The organism is Azotobacter vinelandii CA (assembly GCF_000380335.1).
GTDB lineage: Bacteria > Pseudomonadota > Gammaproteobacteria > Pseudomonadales > Pseudomonadaceae > Azotobacter > Azotobacter vinelandii.
Genome location: NC_021149.1, coordinates 4,092,058 through 4,112,053 on the forward strand (window position 1 = coordinate 4,092,058; position 19,996 = coordinate 4,112,053).

General features: G+C 63.6%; 26 protein-coding genes, 1 tRNA gene and 3 pseudogenes. 18 read left to right on the forward strand and 12 right to left on the reverse strand.

Annotated elements, in window-relative coordinates; genetic code table 11:
- Positions 1-109: 109 nt before the first annotated feature.
- Together cysE and trmJ are read right to left on the reverse strand one after the other, a co-directional pair.
- A complete protein-coding gene (cysE, locus tag AVCA_RS18385) occupies positions 110-886 on the reverse strand; it encodes a serine O-acetyltransferase (RefSeq protein WP_041807388.1) in 777 nt (258 codons plus the stop codon).
- On the reverse strand, positions 886-1,662 hold the full coding sequence (gene trmJ, locus AVCA_RS18390; protein ID WP_012702554.1) for a tRNA (cytosine(32)/uridine(32)-2'-O)-methyltransferase TrmJ: 777 nt from the start codon (positions 1,660-1,662) through the stop codon (positions 886-888). The genes cysE and trmJ overlap by 1 nt, the downstream gene beginning before the upstream one ends.
- 142 nt (positions 1,663-1,804) lie before the next feature.
- Here trmJ and suhB point away from each other — a divergent pair, with 142 nt between their 5' ends.
- Positions 1,805-2,620: a type III secretion system regulator SuhB gene (gene suhB, locus AVCA_RS18395; protein WP_041807389.1), complete on the forward strand. Its 816-nt coding sequence runs from the start codon at positions 1,805-1,807 to the stop codon at positions 2,618-2,620.
- 93 nt (positions 2,621-2,713) lie between these two features.
- Here suhB and secF read toward each other — a convergent pair whose 3' ends face one another.
- The 5 genes from secF to queA form a co-directional block, all read right to left on the reverse strand.
- Positions 2,714-3,628: a protein translocase subunit SecF gene (gene secF / locus AVCA_RS18400; RefSeq protein ID WP_012702556.1), complete on the reverse strand. Its 915-nt coding sequence runs from the start codon at positions 3,626-3,628 to the stop codon at positions 2,714-2,716.
- Between the two features lie 10 nt (positions 3,629-3,638).
- On the reverse strand, positions 3,639-5,507 hold the full coding sequence (secD, locus tag AVCA_RS18405) for a protein translocase subunit SecD (protein WP_012702557.1): 1,869 nt from the start codon (positions 5,505-5,507) through the stop codon (positions 3,639-3,641).
- A gap of 64 nt (positions 5,508-5,571) precedes the next feature.
- Complete coding sequence (gene yajC, locus AVCA_RS18410; protein ID WP_012702558.1) at positions 5,572-5,907, reverse strand: preprotein translocase subunit YajC; 336 nt, start codon at positions 5,905-5,907, stop codon at positions 5,572-5,574.
- A 42-nt stretch (positions 5,908-5,949) separates the two neighbouring features.
- Positions 5,950-7,065, reverse strand: a complete 1,116-nt coding sequence (tgt, locus tag AVCA_RS18415) for a tRNA guanosine(34) transglycosylase Tgt (RefSeq protein ID WP_012702559.1) — start codon at positions 7,063-7,065, stop codon at positions 5,950-5,952.
- Between the two features lie 5 nt (positions 7,066-7,070).
- Positions 7,071-8,120 (reverse strand): tRNA preQ1(34) S-adenosylmethionine ribosyltransferase-isomerase QueA, encoded by a 1,050-nt coding sequence (gene queA, locus AVCA_RS18420; RefSeq protein ID WP_012702560.1) that lies wholly within the window; start codon positions 8,118-8,120, stop codon positions 7,071-7,073.
- A 110-nt stretch (positions 8,121-8,230) separates the two neighbouring features.
- On the opposite strand from queA, the gene AVCA_RS18425 reads away from it, so the two are divergent.
- From AVCA_RS18425 to AVCA_RS26165, 4 genes are all read left to right on the forward strand, one after another.
- A tRNA-Leu gene (locus AVCA_RS18425) sits at positions 8,231-8,317 on the forward strand.
- A gap of 174 nt (positions 8,318-8,491) precedes the next feature.
- Positions 8,492-9,697 carry a tyrosine-type recombinase/integrase gene (locus AVCA_RS18430; RefSeq protein ID WP_012702561.1) on the forward strand — a complete coding sequence of 402 codons (1,206 nt, stop codon included), beginning with the start codon at positions 8,492-8,494 and terminating at the stop codon, positions 9,695-9,697.
- Between the two features lie 6 nt (positions 9,698-9,703).
- Positions 9,704-10,042 carry a hypothetical protein gene (locus AVCA_RS26160; RefSeq protein ID WP_144061665.1) on the forward strand — a complete coding sequence of 113 codons (339 nt, stop codon included), beginning with the start codon at positions 9,704-9,706 and terminating at the stop codon, positions 10,040-10,042.
- Between the two features lie 5 nt (positions 10,043-10,047).
- Positions 10,048-10,266 (forward strand): hypothetical protein, encoded by a 219-nt coding sequence (locus AVCA_RS26165; protein ID WP_144061666.1) that lies wholly within the window; start codon positions 10,048-10,050, stop codon positions 10,264-10,266.
- A 27-nt stretch (positions 10,267-10,293) separates the two neighbouring features.
- Here the strand turns inward: AVCA_RS26165 and AVCA_RS18435 are convergent.
- Positions 10,294-11,181: pseudogene (locus AVCA_RS18435) on the reverse strand (IS3-like element ISAzvi9 family transposase); the annotation flags it as partial.
- Between the two features lie 76 nt (positions 11,182-11,257).
- On the opposite strand from AVCA_RS18435, the pseudogene AVCA_RS18445 reads away from it, so the two are divergent.
- Positions 11,258-12,123 (forward strand): annotated as a pseudogene (locus AVCA_RS18445) (IS110 family RNA-guided transposase).
- A gap of 253 nt (positions 12,124-12,376) precedes the next feature.
- Here AVCA_RS18445 and AVCA_RS18450 read toward each other — a convergent pair.
- Positions 12,377-12,640, reverse strand: a pseudogene (locus AVCA_RS18450) (transposase); the annotation flags it as partial.
- Positions 12,641-12,850: 210 nt separating this feature from the next.
- Here AVCA_RS18450 and AVCA_RS18455 point away from each other — a divergent pair.
- Genes AVCA_RS18455 through AVCA_RS18470 form a run of 4 tightly spaced genes read left to right on the forward strand, consistent with a single transcriptional unit; the run spans position 12,851 to position 14,373 of the window.
- Positions 12,851-13,075, forward strand: coding sequence for a helix-turn-helix transcriptional regulator (locus AVCA_RS18455; protein WP_012702563.1), 225 nt, complete (start codon positions 12,851-12,853; stop codon positions 13,073-13,075).
- A 1-nt stretch (position 13,076) separates the two neighbouring features.
- Complete coding sequence (locus tag AVCA_RS18460; protein WP_012702564.1) at positions 13,077-13,460, forward strand: hypothetical protein; 384 nt, start codon at positions 13,077-13,079, stop codon at positions 13,458-13,460.
- On the forward strand, positions 13,457-14,128 hold the full coding sequence (locus AVCA_RS18465) for a Rha family transcriptional regulator (protein ID WP_012702565.1): 672 nt from the start codon (positions 13,457-13,459) through the stop codon (positions 14,126-14,128). The genes AVCA_RS18460 and AVCA_RS18465 overlap by 4 nt, the downstream gene beginning before the upstream one ends.
- Positions 14,125-14,373, forward strand: coding sequence for a hypothetical protein (locus AVCA_RS18470; protein ID WP_012702566.1), 249 nt, complete (start codon positions 14,125-14,127; stop codon positions 14,371-14,373). The genes AVCA_RS18465 and AVCA_RS18470 overlap by 4 nt, the downstream gene beginning before the upstream one ends.
- Before the next feature lie 149 nt (positions 14,374-14,522).
- Here AVCA_RS18470 and AVCA_RS18475 read toward each other — a convergent pair whose 3' ends face one another.
- On the reverse strand, positions 14,523-14,831 hold the full coding sequence (locus AVCA_RS18475; protein ID WP_012702567.1) for an addiction module antidote protein: 309 nt from the start codon (positions 14,829-14,831) through the stop codon (positions 14,523-14,525).
- A gap of 9 nt (positions 14,832-14,840) precedes the next feature.
- Positions 14,841-15,131, reverse strand: a complete 291-nt coding sequence (locus AVCA_RS18480; RefSeq protein WP_012702568.1) for a type II toxin-antitoxin system RelE/ParE family toxin — start codon at positions 15,129-15,131, stop codon at positions 14,841-14,843.
- 354 nt (positions 15,132-15,485) lie between these two features.
- Between AVCA_RS18480 and AVCA_RS26525 the strand changes: the two genes are divergently transcribed.
- The 8 genes from AVCA_RS26525 (at position 15,486) to AVCA_RS18515 (ending at position 19,084) form a co-directional block, all read left to right on the forward strand.
- Positions 15,486-15,659, forward strand: coding sequence for a hypothetical protein (locus AVCA_RS26525; protein WP_012702569.1), 174 nt, complete (start codon positions 15,486-15,488; stop codon positions 15,657-15,659).
- Positions 15,656-15,910: a hypothetical protein gene (locus AVCA_RS18485; protein WP_012702570.1), complete on the forward strand. Its 255-nt coding sequence runs from the start codon at positions 15,656-15,658 to the stop codon at positions 15,908-15,910. The genes AVCA_RS26525 and AVCA_RS18485 overlap by 4 nt, the downstream gene beginning before the upstream one ends.
- Positions 15,907-16,206 (forward strand): hypothetical protein, encoded by a 300-nt coding sequence (locus tag AVCA_RS18490; protein WP_012702571.1) that lies wholly within the window; start codon positions 15,907-15,909, stop codon positions 16,204-16,206. The genes AVCA_RS18485 and AVCA_RS18490 overlap by 4 nt, the downstream gene beginning before the upstream one ends.
- A gap of 47 nt (positions 16,207-16,253) precedes the next feature.
- Entirely contained in the window at positions 16,254-16,619 is a 366-nt protein-coding gene (locus AVCA_RS26170) for a hypothetical protein (RefSeq protein ID WP_012702573.1), read from the forward strand.
- Positions 16,620-16,697: 78 nt separating this feature from the next.
- Positions 16,698-17,084, forward strand: coding sequence for a toprim domain-containing protein (locus AVCA_RS18500; RefSeq protein ID WP_012702575.1), 387 nt, complete (start codon positions 16,698-16,700; stop codon positions 17,082-17,084).
- Positions 17,081-17,473, forward strand: a complete 393-nt coding sequence (locus tag AVCA_RS18505) for a hypothetical protein (RefSeq protein WP_012702576.1) — start codon at positions 17,081-17,083, stop codon at positions 17,471-17,473. The genes AVCA_RS18500 and AVCA_RS18505 overlap by 4 nt, the downstream gene beginning before the upstream one ends.
- Before the next feature lie 703 nt (positions 17,474-18,176).
- On the forward strand, positions 18,177-18,380 hold the full coding sequence (locus AVCA_RS18510) for a hypothetical protein (protein WP_012702577.1): 204 nt from the start codon (positions 18,177-18,179) through the stop codon (positions 18,378-18,380).
- Between the two features lie 494 nt (positions 18,381-18,874).
- Complete coding sequence (locus AVCA_RS18515; RefSeq protein ID WP_012702578.1) at positions 18,875-19,084, forward strand: hypothetical protein; 210 nt, start codon at positions 18,875-18,877, stop codon at positions 19,082-19,084.
- A 115-nt stretch (positions 19,085-19,199) separates the two neighbouring features.
- On the opposite strand, the gene AVCA_RS18520 is transcribed toward AVCA_RS18515, so the two are convergent.
- Positions 19,200-19,436 (reverse strand): hypothetical protein, encoded by a 237-nt coding sequence (locus tag AVCA_RS18520; protein WP_012702579.1) that lies wholly within the window; start codon positions 19,434-19,436, stop codon positions 19,200-19,202.
- Between the last annotated feature and the right edge of the window lie 560 nt (positions 19,437-19,996).

Sequence of the window (19,996 nt, forward strand, 5' to 3'; positions counted from 1 at the left end):
GATGTACGTCGAGTATGCAATACCCGACAAACAGGATCAACTATTAATCCTTGCAATTCACTCGGAATTGCATCGACTCAGCGATTCGACCGGAGCGGGCCATAAAAGCTCAGGCCGACGACTTGCCGCCCTCATCCTTGACGCCGGCGAAATCCTCCTCGCGAAGCGCCGGCAGCTCCTTGGCATGATAATCGCTGCCCAGCGCCCGGAGCGCCTGACACATGCCCTCGAGCCGCTCGTCGACGGCCTGCAGATGGTCGAGCAACTGGCCGATGGCCTGCGCCACCGGGTCCGGCGTGTTCTGGCCGAGCGCGTAGGCGTCGAAGCCATATTTCTCGGCGATCGCCCGGCGCCTGGCCTCCTGTTCGTCGTCCGGCCTGGCGACGATGCGTCCGGGAATCCCCACCGCCGTGGCGCCGGCCGGCACCGCCCGCGTCACCACGGCGTTGGAGCCGATCTTGGCGCCGGCGCCGACGGTGAAGGGACCGAGAATCTTCGCCCCGGCGCCGACGATCACCCCGTCCTCCAGGGTCGGGTGGCGCTTGCCCTTGTTCCAACTGGTACCACCCAGGGTCACCCCGTGATAGAGGGTGACGTCGTCGCCGATCTCGGCGGTCTCGCCGATCACCACGCCCATGCCGTGGTCGATGAACAGGCGCCGGCCGATCCGCGCGCCCGGATGGATCTCGATGCCGGTCAGCCAGCGCCCCACATGCGAAACCAGCCTCGCCAGCAGCTTCCAGTCGGAGCACCACAGCCCGTGCGCCAGGCGATGCAGCCACAGCGCGTGCAGCCCCGGATAGCAGATCAGCACCTCGAGGGCATTGCGCGCGGCAGGATCGCGCTGGAAAACGCTCCGGATATCTTCTCGCATGCGTTCGAACATCACCGCTTTCTCCGCGTATGGGCCTCGCCGCGGGCCGCCTTCTGGGTTTCCGTCAGGATGCCACGCAGGATATTCATTTCCAGCTTGCTGATCCCGCCGCGGCCATACAGCCGGCGCAGGCGCGACATCAGGTGGCGCGGCTTTTCCGGATCGAGGAAGCCGATCTCCACCAGGGTGCTTTCCAGGTGCCCGTAGAACAGCTCCAGTTCGTCCATGGTGGCCGGCTGGGAATTGAGCATCGCCGTGGTTTCCAGCTTTTCCTGCTTGCTCGGCACCCCTTCGGCCGCCAGCCAGGCCATGCGCACCTCATAGACGAGCACCTGCACCGCCGCCGCCAGATTCAGAGAGCTGAACGAAGGATCCGAGGGAATGTGCACATGGAACTGGCAGCGCTGCAGTTCTTCGTTGGTCAGCCCGGCGTATTCGCGACCGAACACCAGCGCCACCTCGGCGCCCTGACCGACCTGCTCCAGACAGGTCGCGGCGCATTCGCGCGGGTCCAGCAACGGCCAGGGAATGCGCCGGTCGCGGGCGCTGGTGCCGAGCGCCAGCGTGCAACCGACCAGCGCCTCTTCCAGAGTGGCGACCACCTGCGCATTGTCCAGGATGTCGGTGGCGCCGGAGGCCCGGGCAACCGCCTCGCTGCTCGGAAAGTCTTCGGGAGCGACCAGATAGAGACGGCTCAGCCCCATGTTCCGCATGGCGCGGGCCGCCCCTCCGATATTGCCGGGGTGACTGGTATTCACCAGGACAACACGAATGCTCTGCAGCAACACCGGCTCCACGACGTATACGGCCAAAGGGGCTGGAATCTTACAGAAGCCGGGTGGCGAGCGCCACGCGCCCGGCGACTGCATACCCTACCCGTTTCTGCTAGTATGGCCGGCTTTCCTCGACAACGACCCAGGTGAAACCTCCATGCAGCCCATGCTGAATATCGCGCTGCGCGCGGCCCGCAGCGCCGGCGAACTGATCTTCCGCTCCATCGAACGCCTGGACGTCATCTCGGTCGACGAGAAGGACGCCAAGGACTATGTCAGCGAGGTCGATCGCGCGGCGGAGCAGACCATCATCGCCACCCTGCGCAAGGCCTATCCGCATCACGCCATCCTCGGCGAGGAAAGCGGACAGCAAGCGGGCAGCGGCGAGGGCGCCGACTACCAGTGGATCATCGATCCGCTGGACGGCACCACCAACTTCCTGCGCGGCGTGCCGCACTTCGCGGTGAGCATCGCCTGCAAACACAAGGGCCGCCTGGAGCACGCCGTGGTGCTCGATCCGGTCCGTCAGGAAGAATTCACCGCCAGCCGCGGCAACGGCGCCGCCCTCAACGGCCGGCGCATCCGCGTCAGCTCGCGCAAGAGCCTGGATGGCGCTCTGCTGGGTACCGGCTTCCCCTTCCGCGACAGCCAGCTCGAATACCTCGAGAACTACCTGGGCATGTTCCGCGCGCTGACCGGCCAGACCGCCGGCATCCGCCGCGCCGGCGCCGCCAGCCTGGATCTGGCCTACGTCGCCGCCGGCCGCTACGACGCCTTCTGGGAGTTCGGCCTGTCCGAATGGGACATGGCCGCCGGCGCCCTGCTGATCCAGGAGGCGGGCGGCCTGGTGAGCGACTTCGGCGGCGGCCACGAATTCCTCGAGAAGGGTCATGTGGTGGCCGGCAATACCAAGTGCTTCAAGGCCGTGCTGACCGCCATCCAGCCGCACCTGCCGCCAGCGCTGAAACGCTGAGGCGAGGCCGGAAAATAAAAAACCCGCCAATGCGGGTTTTTTGTCGTCAGCGGGAAGACGTCGCCGGACAACTCGTCCGGCACGGCCCCGCGCTCAAGGCCGCAGGTCCGTCTCGGCCTCCTGGGCCACCGGAGGAATCAGGTCGTCGCGGGTCAGCTTCAGCCAGATCAGCACGACGTTGGCAATGTAGATCGAGGAATAGGTGCCGGCCATCACCCCGATGAACAGCGCCAGGGAAAAGCCCCAAAGCGGCTCGCCACCGAACAGCATCAAGGCCAGTATCGCCAACAGCGTGGAAATCGAAGTCGCCATGGTCCGCAGCAGCGTCTGGGTCGTGGAGATATTGATGTTCTCGACCAGGTCGGCCTTGCGCAGCAGGCGGAAATTCTCGCGGATGCGGTCGAACACCACGATGGTGTCGTTCAGCGAATAACCGATGATCGCCAGCACAGCGGCCAGCACCGTGAGATCGAAGGGGATCTGGAGAAAGGAAAAGACACCGAGGGTGACGATGACGTCGTGGAACAGGGACAGCACCGCGCCGCAGCCGAACTTCCACTGGAAGCGGAAAGCCACGTAGACCAGTATCCCCCCCAGCGCCAGCAGCATGCCCAGACCACCCTGGTCGCGCAGCTCCTCGCCCACCGCCGGGCCGACGAACTCGGCCCGCTTGACCGTCATCGGATTGTCGGAGGCGGATTGGCGCAGTGCCGATGCCACCTTCTCGCCCAGTTGCGGATCGTCACCCTTCAGGCGCACCAGCACATCGGTGGTCGCCCCGAAACTCTGCACGAGGGCATCGCCGTAGCCGGCCGTCTCCAGTCCGGCACGCACGTCCGACAGCTCGACCGGACGCTCATAGCTCAGTTCGATGAGGGTACCGCCGGTGAAATCCAGACCGAAATTCAGCCCCCGGACAGCCAGACTGACCAGGGACAACAGGGTCAGCACCAGGGTCGCGACGAAAGCGACCCGGCGGATACCCATGAAATTGATGACACGCTTCATGCCGAACCCCTCAAATCCACAGTTTCTTCAGATCGCGGCCGCCGTAGATCAGGTTGACCATGCCGCGGGTCACGATGATGGCGGTGAACAGGGAGGTGACGATCCCCAGCGACATGGTCACGGCAAAGCCCTTGACCGGCCCGGTCCCCATGGCGAACAGGATTCCGCCCACCAGCAGAGTGGTCAGGTTGCCGTCGAGAATCGCCGAGAAGGCACGGTCGAAGCCTTCGTGGATGGCCCGCTGGACCGACAGGCCATTGGCGATTTCCTCGCGGATGCGCGAGAAGATCAGCACGTTGGCATCCACCGCCATGCCCATGGTCAACACTATGCCGGCGATGCCCGGCAGGGTCAGGGTCGCGCCGAGCAGCGACATCAGCGCCACCAGCAGCACCATGTTGAAGGCCAGCGCCACCGCGGCCAGCAGGCCGAAGAACTTGTAGATCAGCAGCATGAACAGGGTGACGAAGAGGAATCCCCACAGCGAGGCCTGGATGCCCAACTGGATGTTCTCCGCCCCCAGGCTCGGCCCCAGGGTACGCTCCTCGGCGAAGTACATCGGCGCCGCCAGGCCACCGGCACGCAGCAGCAACGCCAGCTCCGAGGACTCGCCCTGGCCATTGAGGCCGGTGATGCGGAACTGGCTGCCGAGCGGCGACTGGATGGTCGCCAGGCTGATGATCTTCTTCTCCTCCCGGAAGGTTTCGACCGCCACCTCCTTCTCGACGCCGTCGATCGTCTGCTTGACGTAGCGGGTCACCGGCTTCTGCTCGATGAACAACACGGCCATGGCGCGCCCGACGCTGTTGCGGGTCGCCCGGTTCATCAATTCGCCGCCATGGCCATCGAGACGGATGTTGACCTGCGGACGGCCGTTCTCGTCGTAGCTGGCCTGGGCGTCGGTGACCTGATCACCGGTGATGATCAGGCTGCGCTCCAAGGCCACCGGCGGGCGCCCTCCCTCGCGAAACTCGAAGGTCTCGGTAATGGCGCGCGAAGCATCGGATTCGGCGGCCATACGGAACTCGAGGCTGGCGGTCTTGCCGAGAATCCGCTTGGCCTCGGCGGTATCCTGCACGCCGGGCAATTCGACGACGATGCGATTGGCGCCCTGGCGCTGCACCAGCGGCTCGGACACGCCCAGTTCGTTGACCCGGTTGCGCACCGTGGTCAGGTTCTGCCTGATCGAGTACTCGCGAATCTCCGCCAGCTTCGCCGCCGTCAGCGTCAGGCGCAGCACCGGCTGGCCATTGCGTTCGCCGGCACTCAGATCGAAGTCGCTGAAATTCTTGCGTATCGACGCCTGTGCCTGCTCCAGTTGCCCGCTGTCGGCGAAGCCAAGCTGAATGGCACCGTCCTGCTGCGGCAGGCTGCGATAGCGCTGGCGCTCCTTGCGCAGCAGGCTCTTCACCTCGCCCTCGTACACCTTCAAACGCGCATCCAGCGCCTTGTCCATGTCCACCTCGAGCAGGAAATGCACGCCGCCGGACAGGTCCAGGCCCAGTTTCATCGGATTGGCGCCCAGGGCGCGCAGCCAGCCGGGCGTGGTCGGCGCCAGGTTCAGCGCGACCACGTAGTCGTCGCCGAGCACCTTGCGCGCCACGTCCTTGGCCTCCAGTTGGCGTCCCTGGTCGACCAGACGCAACAGTCCGGTCTTGCCTTCATCGGTCAGGCTGCTCGCCTTGACGGCGATGCCGGCCTCGGCCAGCGCCTTGCCGACATGCTCGAGATCGCCCTGTCCGATCTGGCGGGCCGCGCTTGCCCCGCTGATCTGGATGGCCGGGTCGTCGGGAAAGAGATTGGGTGCGGAATAGACAATGCCGACCAGCAGCACGGCCAGGATCAGCAGATACTTCCACAGGGGATACTTGTTGAGCATGACGCCGTCCGGTTGAGACGCGGGGCGCCTTGCGCGCCCCGTCACGGATGAAAGAAGTGGAGCTTCAGATGGCCTTCAGGGTGCCCTTGGGCAGGGAGGCGACGATCGCGCCTTTCTGGATCTTCAGTTCCACGGTGTCGGAAACCTCCAGCACCACGAAATCATCGGCCACCTTGTTCACCCGTCCGGCGATACCGCCGGTGGTCACCACCTCGTCGCCCTTCTGCAGGCCGCTCAGCAGATTCTTGTGCTCCTTGGCGCGCTTGGCCTGGGGACGCCAGATCATCAGGTAGAAGATGACCAGGAAACCGACCAGAAAGATCCACTCGAAGCCGGCTCCCGGAGGAGCGCCGGCGGGAGCGGCGGCTTCGGCGTAGGCGGCAGGAATCAGAAAACTCATGTAGCTCTCCTGTTGAAAGGATTCGGAGGAAAGGATGGCCGATCAGGTCAGCGGCGGCACCGGCAGACCGCGCCGCGCGTAGAAGGTATCGACAAAGGCGGCCAATTTACCCTGTTGGATAGCCTCGCGCAAACCAGTCATCAGACGCTGGTAATGCCGCAAGTTGTGGATTGTATTCAACATGCTGCCCAGCATTTCGCCGCATTTGTCCAAATGATGCAGATAGGCGCGGGAGAAATGTTTGCAGGTGTGACAATCGCAGGCCGGGTCCAGCGGCGACTCGTCGTGCCGATGCACTGCATTGCGGATCTTCAGCACCCCACTGTCGACGAACAGATGGCCGTTGCGCGCGTTGCGGGTCGGCATCACGCAGTCGAACATGTCGATGCCGCGGCGTACGCCCTCGACCAGATCCTCCGGCTTGCCCACGCCCATCAGGTAACGCGGCTTGTCCGCCGGCAGCCGCGGCGGCAGGAAGTCCAGCACGCGGATCATCTCCTCCTTCGGCTCGCCGACCGACAGGCCGCCGATGGCCAGGCCGTCGAAGCCGATCTCCTCCAGCCCATCCAGCGAACGCAAGCGCAGATCCTCGTGCATGCCGCCCTGGACGATGCCGAACAGCGCCGCCGGATTGCCCTCGTGGGCGATCTTCGAGCGCCCGGCCCAGCGCAGCGACAGCTCCATGGAGCGCCGCGCCACCTCCTCGTCGGCCGGATAGGGCGTGCATTCGTCGAAGATCATCACGACGTCCGAGCCGAGATCGCGCTGTACCCGCATCGACTCCTCGGGCCCCATGAAGACCTTGGCGCCATCCACCGGCGAGGCGAAATACACCCCCTCCTCCCTGATCTTGCGCAGCGCCCCCAGGCTGAACACCTGAAAACCACCCGAGTCGGTGAGGATCGGTCCATGCCACTGCATGAAGTCGTGCAGATCGCCATGCCGGCGGATCACCTCGGTCCCCGGCCGCAGCCAGAGATGGAAAGTATTGCCGAGGATGATCTGTGCCCCGATCGCCTCGATGTCGCGCGGCAGCATGCCCTTCACCGTGCCATAGGTACCCACCGGCATGAACGCCGGAGTCTCGACCACTCCGCGGGGAAAGGTCAGACGGCCGCGGCGGGCCTTGCCGTCGGTGGCCAGCAACTCGAAGGTCATGTGACTCATGGGGTTTCCTCGGGAGCGCGGGGAGCGGGATTGCGGGTGATGAACATGGCATCGCCGTAGCTGAAGAAGCGGTACCCCTGTGCCACGGCCGCCGCGTAGGCGGCCATGGTCTCGGGATAGCCGGCGAAGGCCGACACCAGCATCAGCAGAGTGGATTCGGGCAGGTGGAAATTGGTCACCAGGGCATCGACCACATGGAAGGGCCGCCCCGGATAGATGAAGATATCGGTATCGCCGCTGAACGGCCGAAGCACGCCATCCCGCGCGGCGCTCTCCAGCGAGCGCACGCTGGTGGTGCCGACCGCGACCACCCGTCCGCCGCGCGCCCGGCAGGCCGCCACGGCATCGACTACCTCCTGGCCGACCTCCAGCCATTCACGGTGCATGTGGTGATCCTCGATGCGCTCGACACGCACCGGCTGGAAGGTGCCGGCGCCGACATGCAGGGTGACGAAAGCGGTCGCCACGTCCTTCTCGCCGATCGCGGCAAGCAGCGCCTCGTCGAAATGCAGCCCGGCGGTAGGCGCCGCCACCGCACCGGCACGCGCGGCGTAGACCGTCTGGTAACGCTCGCGATCGGCCGCCTCGTCGGGACGATCTATATAAGGAGGTAGCGGCATGTGCCCGACGCGCTCGAGCAGGGGCAGCACGCGCTGGTCGAAGCGCAGTTCGAACAACGCATCGTGGCGGGCGAGCATCTGCGCCTCGCCGCCGCCCTCGATGAGAATCCTCGAACCGGCCTTGGGCGACTTGCTGGCACGCACGTGGGCCAATACCCGCTCATCATCCAGCACGCGCTCGACGAGAATCTCCAGCTTGCCGCCGGAAGCCTTCCACCCGAACAGACGTGCGGGAATCACCCGGGTATTGTTGAACACCATCAGATCGCCGGGCCGGAGATGGTCGAGCAGATCGGCGAAACGCCGGTGCTGCAGATCTCCGGTCACCCCATCGAGCACCAGCAATCGACTGGCGCGACGTTCAGCCAGCGGATGACGAGCGATCAGCGACTCGGGAAGCTCGAAATGGAAATCGGCGACACGCATGATGAAGAGGCCAGCTTTTCGGGGCGCAAAGCTTACCGGAAAGCGCCACAAGTGACCACGCGGCACGATTGACCCACCTCGCACACCTCCCTATACTGCGCCGCCATTGTGCCTCGGTGGCGGAATCGGTAGACGCGGCGGATTCAAAATCCGTTTCTGGCGACAGAGTGAGAGTTCGAGTCTCTCCCGGGGCACCACACAAACTTTTCGGGACTTCCCAAGCAAGCCCGAAAGCCTAGAGAAACCGGCCTTAGAGCCGGTTTTTTGTTGCCTGCGATTCCCAAGCCTTCCCTTGTAAGCCCAAAACATTGTGAGTAGTTTCGTGAGTAGACCGAGTTCGGTTTTCAAATCTACTCACACCCGGGCGCCCCATGCCGCTATCAGACTCAGCCATCCGCACTGCCAAACCGAGAGAAAAACTGTATCGGCTGGCGGACGCCAACGGCCTATGCCTGGAGGTGACGCCCACCGGCTCCAAGCTGTGGCGCTACCGCTACCGCTTCAACGGCAATGCAAAGATGCTGGCGCTTGGCGTCTACCCTGCCGTCACGCTCCAGAAAGCCCGCCAGCTGCGTGACGCAGCCCGCCAGTTGCTGGCCGAAGGCAAAGACCCCAGCGCCGAACGCAAGGCCGAGCAGGAAGCCCAGCAGAGTGACGGCCTGACCTTCGAGACGCTGGCGCGGGAGTGGCACGCCTACCGGGCGCCACGTTGGGCGAAGTCCACCGCCGACAAGACCGCCGCCTATCTGGAGTCGGACTTGCTGCCTGTCCTGGGGAAACGTCCGGTGAAGGCAATCACCCGCCCCGAGTTGGTGGAGCTGCTGCACGGGATCGAGGACCGGGGCGCGCACAACGTCGCCAAGAAGTGCCGCCAGTGGCTGAGCCAGATTTTCCGCTTCGGGCTGGCCAAGGGCAGCGTCGACGCCAACCCCGCCACCGACCTGGACGTAGTGGCAGCCCATGCGCCGGCCACCCGCCACCATCCGCACGTCACCTTTGCCGAGCTGCCCGAGCTGCTGGGCAAGATCGAGGGCGCCAGCATCAACGTCCTGACCCGCCACGCCATCCGCCTGCTGGTGCTGACCGGGGTTCGCCCGGGCGAACTGCGCGCCGCCCCCTGGTCAGAGTTCGACCTCAAGGCCGCCGTCTGGACGATCCCGAAAGAGCGCATGAAAGCCCGCCGCCCGCATATCGTCCCCCTGCCCCGCCAGGCCATGGCGATCCTGCGCGAGCTGCAAGAGATCACCGGGGCATATGAGCTGGTCTTTGCAGGCCGCAACAACAGCGCCCGCCCGATGAGCGAAAACACGGTGAACAAGGCCCTGGCCGATGCCGGCTACCGGGGCCGCCAGACCGGCCACGGCTTCCGCCACCTGCTGAGCACTGAACTGAACAGCCGGGGGTACAACCGGGACTGGATCGAGCGCCAGCTCGCCCACGGCGACCAAGACGAGATGCGCGACACCTACAACCATGCCACCTACCTGGAGCAGCGCCGGGACATGATGCAAGCCTGGGCCGACTCGATAGACGCGCTGTGTGCTGGCGCCAACGTGGTGAGCATCAAGAGGGCATAAGCATGAATGCTAACAACACACTATTTGGATAAATCTATGGAAACTTTTACAAACGAAATCGAGCACCTTCAAAAAAATCTCAAAAAAGGAAAGCTAAAACCCCCAAAAGATATTCTTGGCGCTGCGAGCTATGCACTAGGAATGCTAAATATCATAACAACAATAGACAGTAAAAAAGACTCAGTTGACAACCAATCCGCCAGCATGGATCGAGTAACAACATATATATTTCAATTGATCAATGAAATAAAAGACAACCATGCAGCCCTAGACGCATTAGCGGGAGCACTAACCGCACTCACATGCGAGCGAACAATTAAAGTTGCATCGAATCAAAAAAATTAGAAAAAATGCTTTTAGGAATCAGCAACATAAATCAATGCAAAGCAAGAGCCATAGAAAGAGCAAGAGAAATTGCTACAGATTTATGGCAAGCCGATACTACACACGAGTTCCGCCTCTTAGATATGGCCGAGCAGATCGAAGACATTTTAAGGCGTGAAGGTATCGAGAAGTTACCGACCATGACGCGAATCAAGGAATGGATAAAGCCCGTCGCCCCGGACTGATCTTGCCCAGCCCTCGTGGACACAGGTTTAAGCACGCATCCGGGCCTCGAAGGCTTCCGGACTGATGTATCCCAGTGTGCTGTGACGACGCTGGCGGTTGTAGTCGGTTTCGATGTATTCGAACACGGTTTGACGCATCTGGGCATGCGTACCGAAGCGTTCCCCATGGATGCACTCGACCTTCAGACTGTGAAAGAAGCTTTCGGCACAGGCGTTGTCGTAGCAATTGCCCTTCGCGCTCATGCTGCCGCGCAGCCGATGGGCACGAAGCAGTTCCCGATAGGCCGCCGAACAGTACTGGCTGCCTCGATCCGTATGCACGATCACGCCTTGAGGCTGCTTGCGCCGCCACAGGGCCATGCGCAGGGCATCGCAGGCCAGCTCGGCCGTCATGCGCTCGTTCATGGCCCAGCCGATCACCCTGCGCGAGTACAGGTCGATGATCACGGCCAGATACAACCAGCCTTCTTCCGTACGCAGGTAAGTCATGTCGCCCACCCACTTCCGGTTGGGCGCCGCTGCCGTGAAGTCCTGCCGGAGCAGGTTGTCCGCCACCGGTAGTGAGTGCCTGGAATTCGTGGTGGCCTTGAACTTCCTGGCAGCCCTGGCCCGCAGTCCCTGGCGTCGCATCGAAGCAGCCACGGTCTTGCGATTGCAGGGCAGGCCCGACGCCTTCAGGTCGAGGCATAACCGCGGAGCCCCGCTGCGCCCCTTCCGCTCGTGGTAGGCCTGAGCTACCAGGCGGTCCAGTTGGGTCTGTTGCTGGCGGCGCTTCGAGAGCGTGCGCGAACACCAGGCGTAGTAGCCGCTGCGGGCAATGCCCAGCACACGGCACATGACCTTCAGTGGAAACTGCCGAGTATGGGCTTGCATGAAGGCGTACTTCACTTGAGGCTCCTGGCAAAGTACGCGGCGGCTTAATGAGATGGTCACCCCCACACCCTGCGAGGGCCATGCTTTCGCAGGGTGTTTCATTTTGGAGACCATCACCATGAGCGACGTGGCACTGATAGGAATCGACCTCGGCAAGCACAGCTTCCATCTTCACGGACAAGACAAGATCGGCCGAGAGGTCTTTCGCAGGAAGTCGTCGCGTCAGCAGATGATGCGGTTCTTCGGCAACCTCCCGGCTTTTCACGTTCCTCAATGCGCTTCGTGACGCCCAGGACCGAGGCCCAGCAGACGCTCTCGGTCCTGCATCGCATGCGGGAATCCCTGGTGCGGGATCGGACCAAAACCGCCAATCAGATGCATGGTTTTCTGCTGGAGTTCGGAGTCAGTCTGCCCAAAGGGTTGGCAGTCATGAGGCGCCTGCCCGGTGTCCTGACCGAGCGGCCACTGCCTGTTCGGTTAAGCCTGCTGCTGCAGCGCCTGCACGCGCACTTCGACTACCTCGACAAACAGATCAGGGAACTGGACAAGGAGGTTGCAGGCCAGCTCGCGAGCGATGACCTGGGCAGCCGCTTGCTGACCATCCCATGCATCGGCCCCATCACCGCCAGCCTATTGGCTGCCGAAATAGGCGATGGCAGGCAATACGGATGCAGCCGGGACTTCGCCGCGTCCGTCGGTCTGGTGCCCAGGCAGTACAGCACCGGTGGCAAAGCCAGGCTACTGGGCATCAGCAAGCGCGGCGACAAGAGGCTCAGGCAACTGCTGGTCCAGTGCGCCAGGGTTTACCTGCAACGACTGGAGCATCAGCGCGGCGCCCTGGCCGACTGGGTACGCGCCCTGCGCAGTCGCCGCCACTCGAACGTGGTCGCCTGCGCCTTGGCCAACAAGTTGGCTCGCATCGCCTGGTCGATCGCGGCCAACCACACGCAGTTCGAAGCGGGGCCAGACGCCTCGGCGGCCTGACCTTGCCGTTGCGCAGTACCCCGAACACCTTCCAGGTTTTGCGATAGCTGGACAAGCGATGACGTGAACGGCCCACCGGCCTGGCGAAAAACCTGGCGTAAAAATCGGCTTTCGAAGCCGCCGACTTTTTCAGGATCGCCAGGCGCGACTCTCATCGTGGCGCGGAGCATGCTCCAAACGGACGCCGGATAGATTTAGGCAAGCCCAATACTCATCGCTGATCACTATTGCAAAAACGGGGGTGACCATAGATTTTTACGATGGCCAACTCCTCGGACTGTTCGGCCAACAGCCGTTTGAGGCGGGCGTTTTCGTCGGCCAACAACTGCTCGCGCTCGCTGCTGGTCTGGGCCTGCTGTTTCCTGCTCCGCCAGCCATAGAGCTGGGAGGGGGGCAGCCCAAGCTGTTCGGCCGCTTTGCTGACGCCAATCCGTTCGGCCAAGGCCAGCGCTTCGTCCTTGTAGGCTTGGGAGTGGCGGATACGGGTTGGTTTCATCGGGCTTGCTTGCCTTGTCATGGATCACCTCGTTGCAGTGTATCGCTTAACGGGGTGTCCACTGAGGCTGGGCAAGATCAGACTACGCCCGCAAGGGTGGCCGCCGCCGAAAACCCCCTGAGCGTTACGCATAACCCCATATCCGTTACGGGTGGAGAGTTTTTCTAGCCGAACCGCTGTACCACCATTTAGCCATCGACGTTACCCAAACTGCCCCGGAGGGCGCAGACGATGGCTGCAACTATCACCCCTTCCCACCCCATCCGCCGCTTCATCAAGCGCCAGGCCGTAGAAGACATTACCGGCCTGTCCTGTTCTGAGATTTACCGCCGGATCGCTGCCGGCACCTTTCCCGCTCAAGTCACCCTTGGCCCGAAGTCCGTTGTCTGGATCGAAGCCGAGGTGCTGGCCTGGTGTGATGAGCGTATCGCCGAGAGCCGTGGGGAGGTGGCCTGAAATGAAAAAGAGCCAGCCCCTTTCCCAGCAGGCCAGCCCGTCGCAGGACCAGCATATCACCGCCAGCGCCAGCCCCGACGTGCTGTTGGTGGATATGCCGACCAAGATCGCTCGCATCCTGGCCTACGTTCTGGTGCCCTGCAATTCGCTGAACCGCTTCGAGGCCGAACTGCTTGGCGACCACTGCCTCAACTCGACCATTGCCAAGCTGACGCACAACTACGGCCTGGAGTTCCAGCGCCAGCCGGAGAAGGTGCCGAACCGCTGGGGCGCTCCCTGCGACGTGACCCGCTACAGCCTGCCGGAGAGCCAGCACCAGCGTGCCCGTGCCGTGCTGGCGCTGTTGGACAGGCCGGCCAAGGGCCGCAAGGAGGTGGCCGAATGAGCAACGCCATTACCCTGGTTCAATTCAAAGGCGAGGCGCGAGTAGATAGCCGCCTGCTGGCCGGGCAGTTGGACAACCAGCACAAAGCATCAATGGCTCTGATAGATCGCTATGCCGCCAAGTTCAAGCGCTTCGGGGCTCTCCCATTTCAAATGGAGAAACCCACCGCAGGCTCGGCAGGAGGCCAACCGGAACGCTATGCCCTGCTGCACGAGGACCAGAGCTACTACCTGCTGTCGCTGTCGCGGAATACCGAAATCGTGGTGGACCTGAAGGCTGACCTTATCGCTGCCTTCCGCGAGGCCCGCGACCGCGCCAGCGTGACGGACACGCAGTACCTGCCGCTCTACCACGCCATGCACGACGAGGTAGCCGCCCTGGCCCGGCGCGCCAAGGAGTGCGGCAGCAGCACGCCGGAGCGCATGTTTCACATCAACGCCAACAAGGCGCTGAACGCCGTCATGGGGATTGCCAGCGGCGAGCGCGACACGCTGACTATCGAGCAGCGCCTGCTGCTGACGACGCTTCAGGCGGTCTGGCGAAACCATCTGCATGCCAGCCTTGAGCACGGCGACGATCACCACGAGGCGTTCCGCAAGGCGAAGGCTGCGGTACTGGCCTACATGACGGGCGTCGGTGCCCTGCTGCTGGGAGGCCGCGCCGCATGACGACCTACACCGGACACCGCGTCGAGGACCACGAGGATTTCATCCTGGAGCAGCTTCTGCCGCTGATCGTGGACCACGCTGGCGCCAGCGACACCCCCACGGAGGTAGTCACCTTCGCCGCGCTCCTGACCCTGGCGACCATCCTGCAAGCCAAGGGGCTGGACCGTGACGTGCTGGTGTGCTCCATCGACGCCGCACGCTTGCAGCCCCACGAAATCCATGACGAACCGGAGGGCTTGCAATGATGGTCCAGACTTCGCGTTTTCGTGGAGGAGCCAAGGTAACCCAGCAGCGCCTGGAGAATGAAAAACGCGGGGTCACGGCTGATCGCCGCCCCCGCGCTACTGGCTCGACCTTGACGGGAACCAGATTCCTGCCGGCCGAAGCCGGTGACTCAGTGAGTGTGCGCCGCACCGGCTTCAACGTGAAGCCGGAGGCCGAGCGCCTGTATCACCTTGAGGATGGTGGCGAAGCTGGGGTTGCCCTCGCCGGACAGCGCCTTGTACAGACTTTCGCGCCCGAGGCCGGTGTCTCGTGCCAATTGGGCCATGCCCTTGGCGCGGGCGATGGTGCCGAGAGCCTTGGCGATGAACGCCGCATCGTCGCCAGCCTCCTCGATGCAAGCCTCAAGATAAAGCGCCATGTCCTCATCGGTCTTGAGGTGTTCGGCGCTATCCCACTTGCGCAGTTTGACGGTAGTCATGTTCGCCTCCTACAGATGCCGCGCCATGTCGATAGCGGCCTTGATGTCTTTCGCTTGGCTGGACTTGTCGCCACCGGCCAGCAGGATGACCAACTCGTGCCCGCGTTGCGTGAAATACACGCGATAGCCCGGCCCGTAGTGGATGCGCATCTCCGACACGCCTTCGCCGACCGGCTCGCAATCGCCGAAGTTGCCATCTTCGGCACGGTCAATGCGGGCCTGTACTCGCACTGCCGCCCGCCTGTCCCGCAGGCCGGAGAACCAGCGGTCGAACACGTCCGTGGTGAGGATGCTTTTCATGCTGGAGCCGTATCATTTGGGATACATAGCCTAGCCTCTGAGCATTCGCCCGGCAATGCCCACATGCCCCCGAGTGTTGCCAAGCGCTCCCGCTGGCGCTATGGTGCGCTCGTCACGGTCAATCCCGTGGCCGGCCGTCGCGGGCCGATTCAGCAAACGGCGCACCAGCGCCCCAAGACCATTGCAGGCGCTTTTTTTGTGTCCGCAATGTCGTGTCATGGCGGCTGTGCGTGGGAGGGCTTCGGCCCTGCCGGGTCCCGTTTGCCCCGGTCCGCGAACCCGCGCACAGTCGCCACCAGTTACCGCGTCGCGGCGGTCGGTGGCGGCTCCAACCAAGCAAACGGAGCTGTACCCATGAAGCACCCGCACGCCCCCAATCCGTCCGCACTCCGGCAACGCGCCGCCGCCCACCGCGCCATGGCCCTGGCCGCCCTGCGCGCCGACTCCTCCCTGTTCGTCCGCCTGCGCCGCTACAACGATCACATGACCAAGGCCCGCGCCCTGGAAGCGCAGGAGGTGCTGGCATGAGCACCATCGTCCGCACTACCGCCGCCATCGCCGACAAGGCCCTGGAAACCATCCGCTACGGCAAGGATAACGTCCGCTGGTTGGGCGCCCTGATGACCGCCATCCGCCTCGATCTGGAGCACAACGAGGGCCGGCGGGTGGCCGATCTGGCTAGCCTGGGATGGGACCTAAGCAGCGACTGCGCGAACTACCTGGATGCGCAAGCCGAGCGCCTGGAAAGAGGGCTGGATGCCGCAGAGGTGCAAGCATGAGCCGCGCCGACTGGAATGCCCTGTTGCCGAACCACGAAACCATCGAAGCCATGAGCCCGGAGAAGCTGGAGGCCGCCGGCCAGGCCACCGAGGACTACGGCATGAACATCGGTTTCGGCATCGCTGCCATCGGCAACCTGCTGGCCGGCACGGCCACGAACGACGATCACGGCCTCGATCCCGATGCTATGAGCGACCTTGGCTGGCTGCTGGAAACGCTGGGCAAGCTGTCCGCCAAGCTGGCTGACACCGGAAACGGCATCCGCGCCCGCCGCGCCGCCATCCAAGAGGACTGACCCATGACGGATTTTCAACGCTGCCAGTCGGCGGCGACGGGATCGGCTTGCCCGGTGAAGCCGCCACCCTCATCGACGCGAACCTGGCGCAACTGGACCGGGCACAGGGCCGGGAGGAACTGGCCTACGCCACGGGCTTTGCCGTTGGGGCAGCGCTGGCGCTGGAGACCGTGGGCCTGCTGAGTGCCACAGCATGCGAGGCGGCGACCCGTGCCGCCAAGGACGCAGCGGATGCCCGGCGCCTTGCCTGGGATGCCGCACGGATCGATGCCGGGCTGGCGCTTCCTGCTGGCGCCAGCCACACCGCGTCCGACGAAAGCCTGCTTCAGCGTCTGGCCCATGCCCGTGCCGAGGAGGAACGCCGCAAGCAGCGGAATGCCGCACGGACCAAGGAGGCAGACCATGACCAGTAACCCCGAAGTCCTGTTCCGCGATGCCCTGCAATCGGTATTCGGCCCGCTGGCGGCAAGCGCTTCCTGTACGGCGGGCGGGTGACGGGCTGCCATTCGCCCATCGGCCGCCTGGAGCCAGGGCAGCCGCTCTACCTCTGCGAGGGCTGGGCGACCGAGGCGACGATCCTCAAGGAAACCGGTTGCCCCGTGGCCTGCGCCCTGAATGCCGGCAACCTGCTGGCGGTCGGGCAGGAACTGCGACGCCGCCACCCGGCCGCCGTGCTGGTCGTGGCCGGCGACGACGACCGCCAGACCGAGGTCGAGGGCAAGGGCAACCCCGGCCGGATCGCCGCCAACCGTGCCTCCGTGGCGCTGGGCTGCGACGTGGTGTTCCCGTCCTGGCCCGCCGGGGCGCCGCTCCACCTGACCGATTACAACGACCTGCGCCAGTGGCTGAAGCGCCAGCGCAGGCAGGAGGCTTCATGACCGATCATAGAGACGACACCACCGGCGCAGGCGGCAACGTCGTGCCCTTCGCCAGGACTGCTCCGGCCATCAAGCCAGAACGCCCCTGCTGGGGCGTCTATCAGGGATGGGTGCAGAACGAAAAGGGAAGCAGGCTCAAGCCGGGCGTCTACTGGCACGGCTACCGGGGCGAGGACTTCAAGCGCGGCCCGCTGTTCGAGGCGTGTATCGAGGCCATGGGGCACTTCATCCGCACCGCCCCCAAGGGCACACTGCCCGATCCGTTCGGCCCGGATGGCCCGCTCTATGGCGCCCCGGTTCGCATGGTCCAGCCGGACGGCACCGTGACCATCAAGCGGCCCGACCTGACCGTGCACGACGCCAGCGGCTCCCGCGTGGTGAAGCGGTAGGCTGGCGCCGATTGGTCTGTTTCGGATCAAAAGTACGAGATAGACCGATCGGTCTCACTGAGTCCCCCTCGACTATGAGCCGGGCCTTGCCGGCAGCGTGACAAGTCACGAGCGGTCACGCACTGCCACGACGAGTCACGCGGCATTCCCTAGGCGCATGTAGCTGGTCTGCACCGGTCGAGCCAGCCCCCTGTTGGGTCCTTCCTGGCCCCCCGGCGGTCGCGGGTAATTCGCGCCCCGCCCGCGAAACATGTATGAACAAATTCCGCAGGTTGGTTGTTGTTTTGTCGTGCGGCGCCAGGCCCGCCCCGGCTTGGCGCTGGCGCTTCGGAATAGACCAATCAAGGGCAAGGCACCATTGATCGCTGTGCGCGCTATGCGGGCCGCTCAACGTGCTGGCTGTGTCCGGGGGTTTCCGCATTGCTGGCAGCCTCTGTGCGACTGCTGGCGCGACCTTCAGGCAAAACCGGAACCGGAAACAGGTCCGCGGCAGATTGCCCGTATGTAGTCCAAGATCGGGGCGCGAATCACCCGCGCCCCCTGGGGGGCTGGGAAGGACCCAACAGGGGGGGAGCGTGCATAAGGAGGGGTGGCGCCCACCGCGGTAGCTGGCCGGCTACCGAAACATGGATGCCTGTACGGATGACCAGTACCAGCCAGCGGCGGCACACTACGCCGACCAGACCACCAGCGAGGGCACACCATGAGCATCATTCACCGCGACTACCTGCTCGAGCGGAAGGAGCCGGCCTTTCCGCGTGAACTGGCCGAGCTGATCGCCAGGAAGGCGCAGGCGCTGGCGGCACAGCTTGAGGACAAGGCGACGCGGGAGTTGGTCATAGCCGCCCGGCGACGCCTACGCGACGGCATGGACGCGGCAGAGGTCGCCCGCCAGTTGGGGCTGTGACCTGCGCCCGGCAACGAAGCGCGACCGATCCGGCTCCAGTCCATCCCCCGGCGGGGGGCGAATCGTCCACCCTCAGACTGAGGCCGGAGAGCTACCGGCGAAATCTACCGAATGCTGTACGAATAACCAGTATGCACCAGCGTCAACCAGAAGGGGGCGGCAATCAACCGCTCCCCTGTCGGCTTGGGATTGCATGGCACTTCTTGGGAAGAAAACAGGCCGAAAAGGGGGGTACTTTTCGATTTGGGGGCATATTTGGGGGCATGACAAAAACAGAACTTGCCGCAAATCCAGTAATAGCGCGGCATACAGCGATTGGTTCGAGTCCCTTCCGGTCCCAAGCGTTACCAAACGCACCGAGAACCCCAGAAAACCGGCCTCTGAGCCGGTTTTTTGTTGTCCATGCTTCCCGTAAGCCTGTTTTAACCACTGCCTTGGTTATCTCGCAGTCATGCAGGCGATAACCCATCACCCCTACCCGACCGATGCCAGCGATGAGGAGTGGGCCTCCGTGGTCGCCGGGCGCCTATATCGACGAAGGGCCGAACGAGGCGAGCGTCCGGCGTTTCTTCGTCGAGGGGCTGCTGGCGGAGATTCGCCCCCGCAACCGCGACGCGGCCAAGGCTGTGCTGCGCCATGCCAGCGCGCACCAGCGACTCGAAGGCCACGCGGGCGACGCCATCCTCGAAAACCTGATCGGCTGAACCGTACACCGGCGCCAGCCATCCCTATACCCGGAATGCCTCATGACCCAGCCCCAAGCTGGCCCGCTCTTCATGCCTGAAATACAAAGGGAGAAGTCAGCATCGGCCCATCCGATCAAAGCCTTTCCAGCCGCTCCCAGTCGGCCAGCACACCGATATCCCGCGCCATGGTTTCAATATTCACATGATCGGCCAACACTGCACCGGTAGGTGTGGCGATATGGTAGAAACGACCCACTTCAGGGTAGCGGACGCTATCGGCCTGACAGCGCTTGAGTTGCGTGTCGTGAGGGGTCAGTTTGCGGTTGATTCGGGCCAGCAGCGCTCGCTCGGTAATGTACTGGATCTCCATATTCACTCCCTGGGTAATAACCGGCTCTGGAAATATGCAATGAACGCAAAATCCGGCGGACCGGTATCCGTTACAGTGCATCCCGCTGGAGCCAGCCCATCCAATCGGTTGGTAATCGGCCCCAGACAAGCAGAGCTGTATTCAGGATACATGCCATAGAGCGATCAAAAGCGGCTGACAACATGGGGCCTGGGTACTCAGGCTTCCATGTCACGATGGCTGATAGGAGGGATAGGCGGAAAGTCTGGAGCATGCCGAGTGCACACCACCCCGTTCGACCTTTTTTCGCGTCCGCGAAATCAAAGGATCGGGACTGGCCGGGGCCAGGATTCTGCTATTACATAAAACCACATGTACTGTCGGCCTATTCGGTTCCCCATATTGCGCTATACCAAGCACCGCCAGGCATTGACGGCACACTACGCCGACCATCCACCGCTCACCCGGAAGGCTCTCCCGGCCAAAGCCCCCATGCCAACTACTCCCCCGAGGCGTGGGAGTGAAGATAACCAACCGCCACCATGTCGAGGCTCACACAATTTTTCCAATCCGCCATTCGG

Bases quoted from the DNA above. Each gene is read 5' to 3' on its own strand.
- cysE (WP_041807388.1), bottom strand. From the start codon at position 886: ATGTTCGAACGCATGCGAGAAGATATCCGGAGCGTTTTCCAGCGCGAT.
- suhB (WP_041807389.1), top strand. From the start codon at position 1,805: ATGCAGCCCATGCTGAATATCGCGCTGCGCGCGGCCCGCAGCGCCGGC.
- secF (WP_012702556.1), bottom strand. From the start codon at position 3,628: ATGAAGCGTGTCATCAATTTCATGGGTATCCGCCGGGTCGCTTTCGTC.
- secD (WP_012702557.1), bottom strand. From the start codon at position 5,507: ATGCTCAACAAGTATCCCCTGTGGAAGTATCTGCTGATCCTGGCCGTG.
- yajC (WP_012702558.1), bottom strand. From the start codon at position 5,907: ATGAGTTTTCTGATTCCTGCCGCCTACGCCGAAGCCGCCGCTCCCGCC.
- tgt (WP_012702559.1), bottom strand. From the start codon at position 7,065: ATGACCTTCGAGTTGCTGGCCACCGACGGCAAGGCCCGCCGCGGCCGT.
- queA (WP_012702560.1), bottom strand. From the start codon at position 8,120: ATGCGTGTCGCCGATTTCCATTTCGAGCTTCCCGAGTCGCTGATCGCT.
- AVCA_RS18430 (WP_012702561.1), top strand. From the start codon at position 8,492: ATGCCGCTATCAGACTCAGCCATCCGCACTGCCAAACCGAGAGAAAAA.
- AVCA_RS26160 (WP_144061665.1), top strand. From the start codon at position 9,704: ATGCTAACAACACACTATTTGGATAAATCTATGGAAACTTTTACAAAC.
- AVCA_RS26165 (WP_144061666.1), top strand. From the start codon at position 10,048: ATGCTTTTAGGAATCAGCAACATAAATCAATGCAAAGCAAGAGCCATA.
- AVCA_RS18455 (WP_012702563.1), top strand. From the start codon at position 12,851: ATGGCTGCAACTATCACCCCTTCCCACCCCATCCGCCGCTTCATCAAG.
- AVCA_RS18460 (WP_012702564.1), top strand. From the start codon at position 13,077: ATGAAAAAGAGCCAGCCCCTTTCCCAGCAGGCCAGCCCGTCGCAGGAC.
- AVCA_RS18465 (WP_012702565.1), top strand. From the start codon at position 13,457: ATGAGCAACGCCATTACCCTGGTTCAATTCAAAGGCGAGGCGCGAGTA.
- AVCA_RS18470 (WP_012702566.1), top strand. From the start codon at position 14,125: ATGACGACCTACACCGGACACCGCGTCGAGGACCACGAGGATTTCATC.
- AVCA_RS18475 (WP_012702567.1), bottom strand. From the start codon at position 14,831: ATGACTACCGTCAAACTGCGCAAGTGGGATAGCGCCGAACACCTCAAG.
- AVCA_RS18480 (WP_012702568.1), bottom strand. From the start codon at position 15,131: ATGAAAAGCATCCTCACCACGGACGTGTTCGACCGCTGGTTCTCCGGC.
- AVCA_RS26525 (WP_012702569.1), top strand. From the start codon at position 15,486: ATGAAGCACCCGCACGCCCCCAATCCGTCCGCACTCCGGCAACGCGCC.
- AVCA_RS18485 (WP_012702570.1), top strand. From the start codon at position 15,656: ATGAGCACCATCGTCCGCACTACCGCCGCCATCGCCGACAAGGCCCTG.
- AVCA_RS18490 (WP_012702571.1), top strand. From the start codon at position 15,907: ATGAGCCGCGCCGACTGGAATGCCCTGTTGCCGAACCACGAAACCATC.
- AVCA_RS18505 (WP_012702576.1), top strand. From the start codon at position 17,081: ATGACCGATCATAGAGACGACACCACCGGCGCAGGCGGCAACGTCGTG.
- AVCA_RS18510 (WP_012702577.1), top strand. From the start codon at position 18,177: ATGAGCATCATTCACCGCGACTACCTGCTCGAGCGGAAGGAGCCGGCC.
- AVCA_RS18515 (WP_012702578.1), top strand. From the start codon at position 18,875: ATGAGGAGTGGGCCTCCGTGGTCGCCGGGCGCCTATATCGACGAAGGG.
- AVCA_RS18520 (WP_012702579.1), bottom strand. From the start codon at position 19,436: ATGGAGATCCAGTACATTACCGAGCGAGCGCTGCTGGCCCGAATCAAC.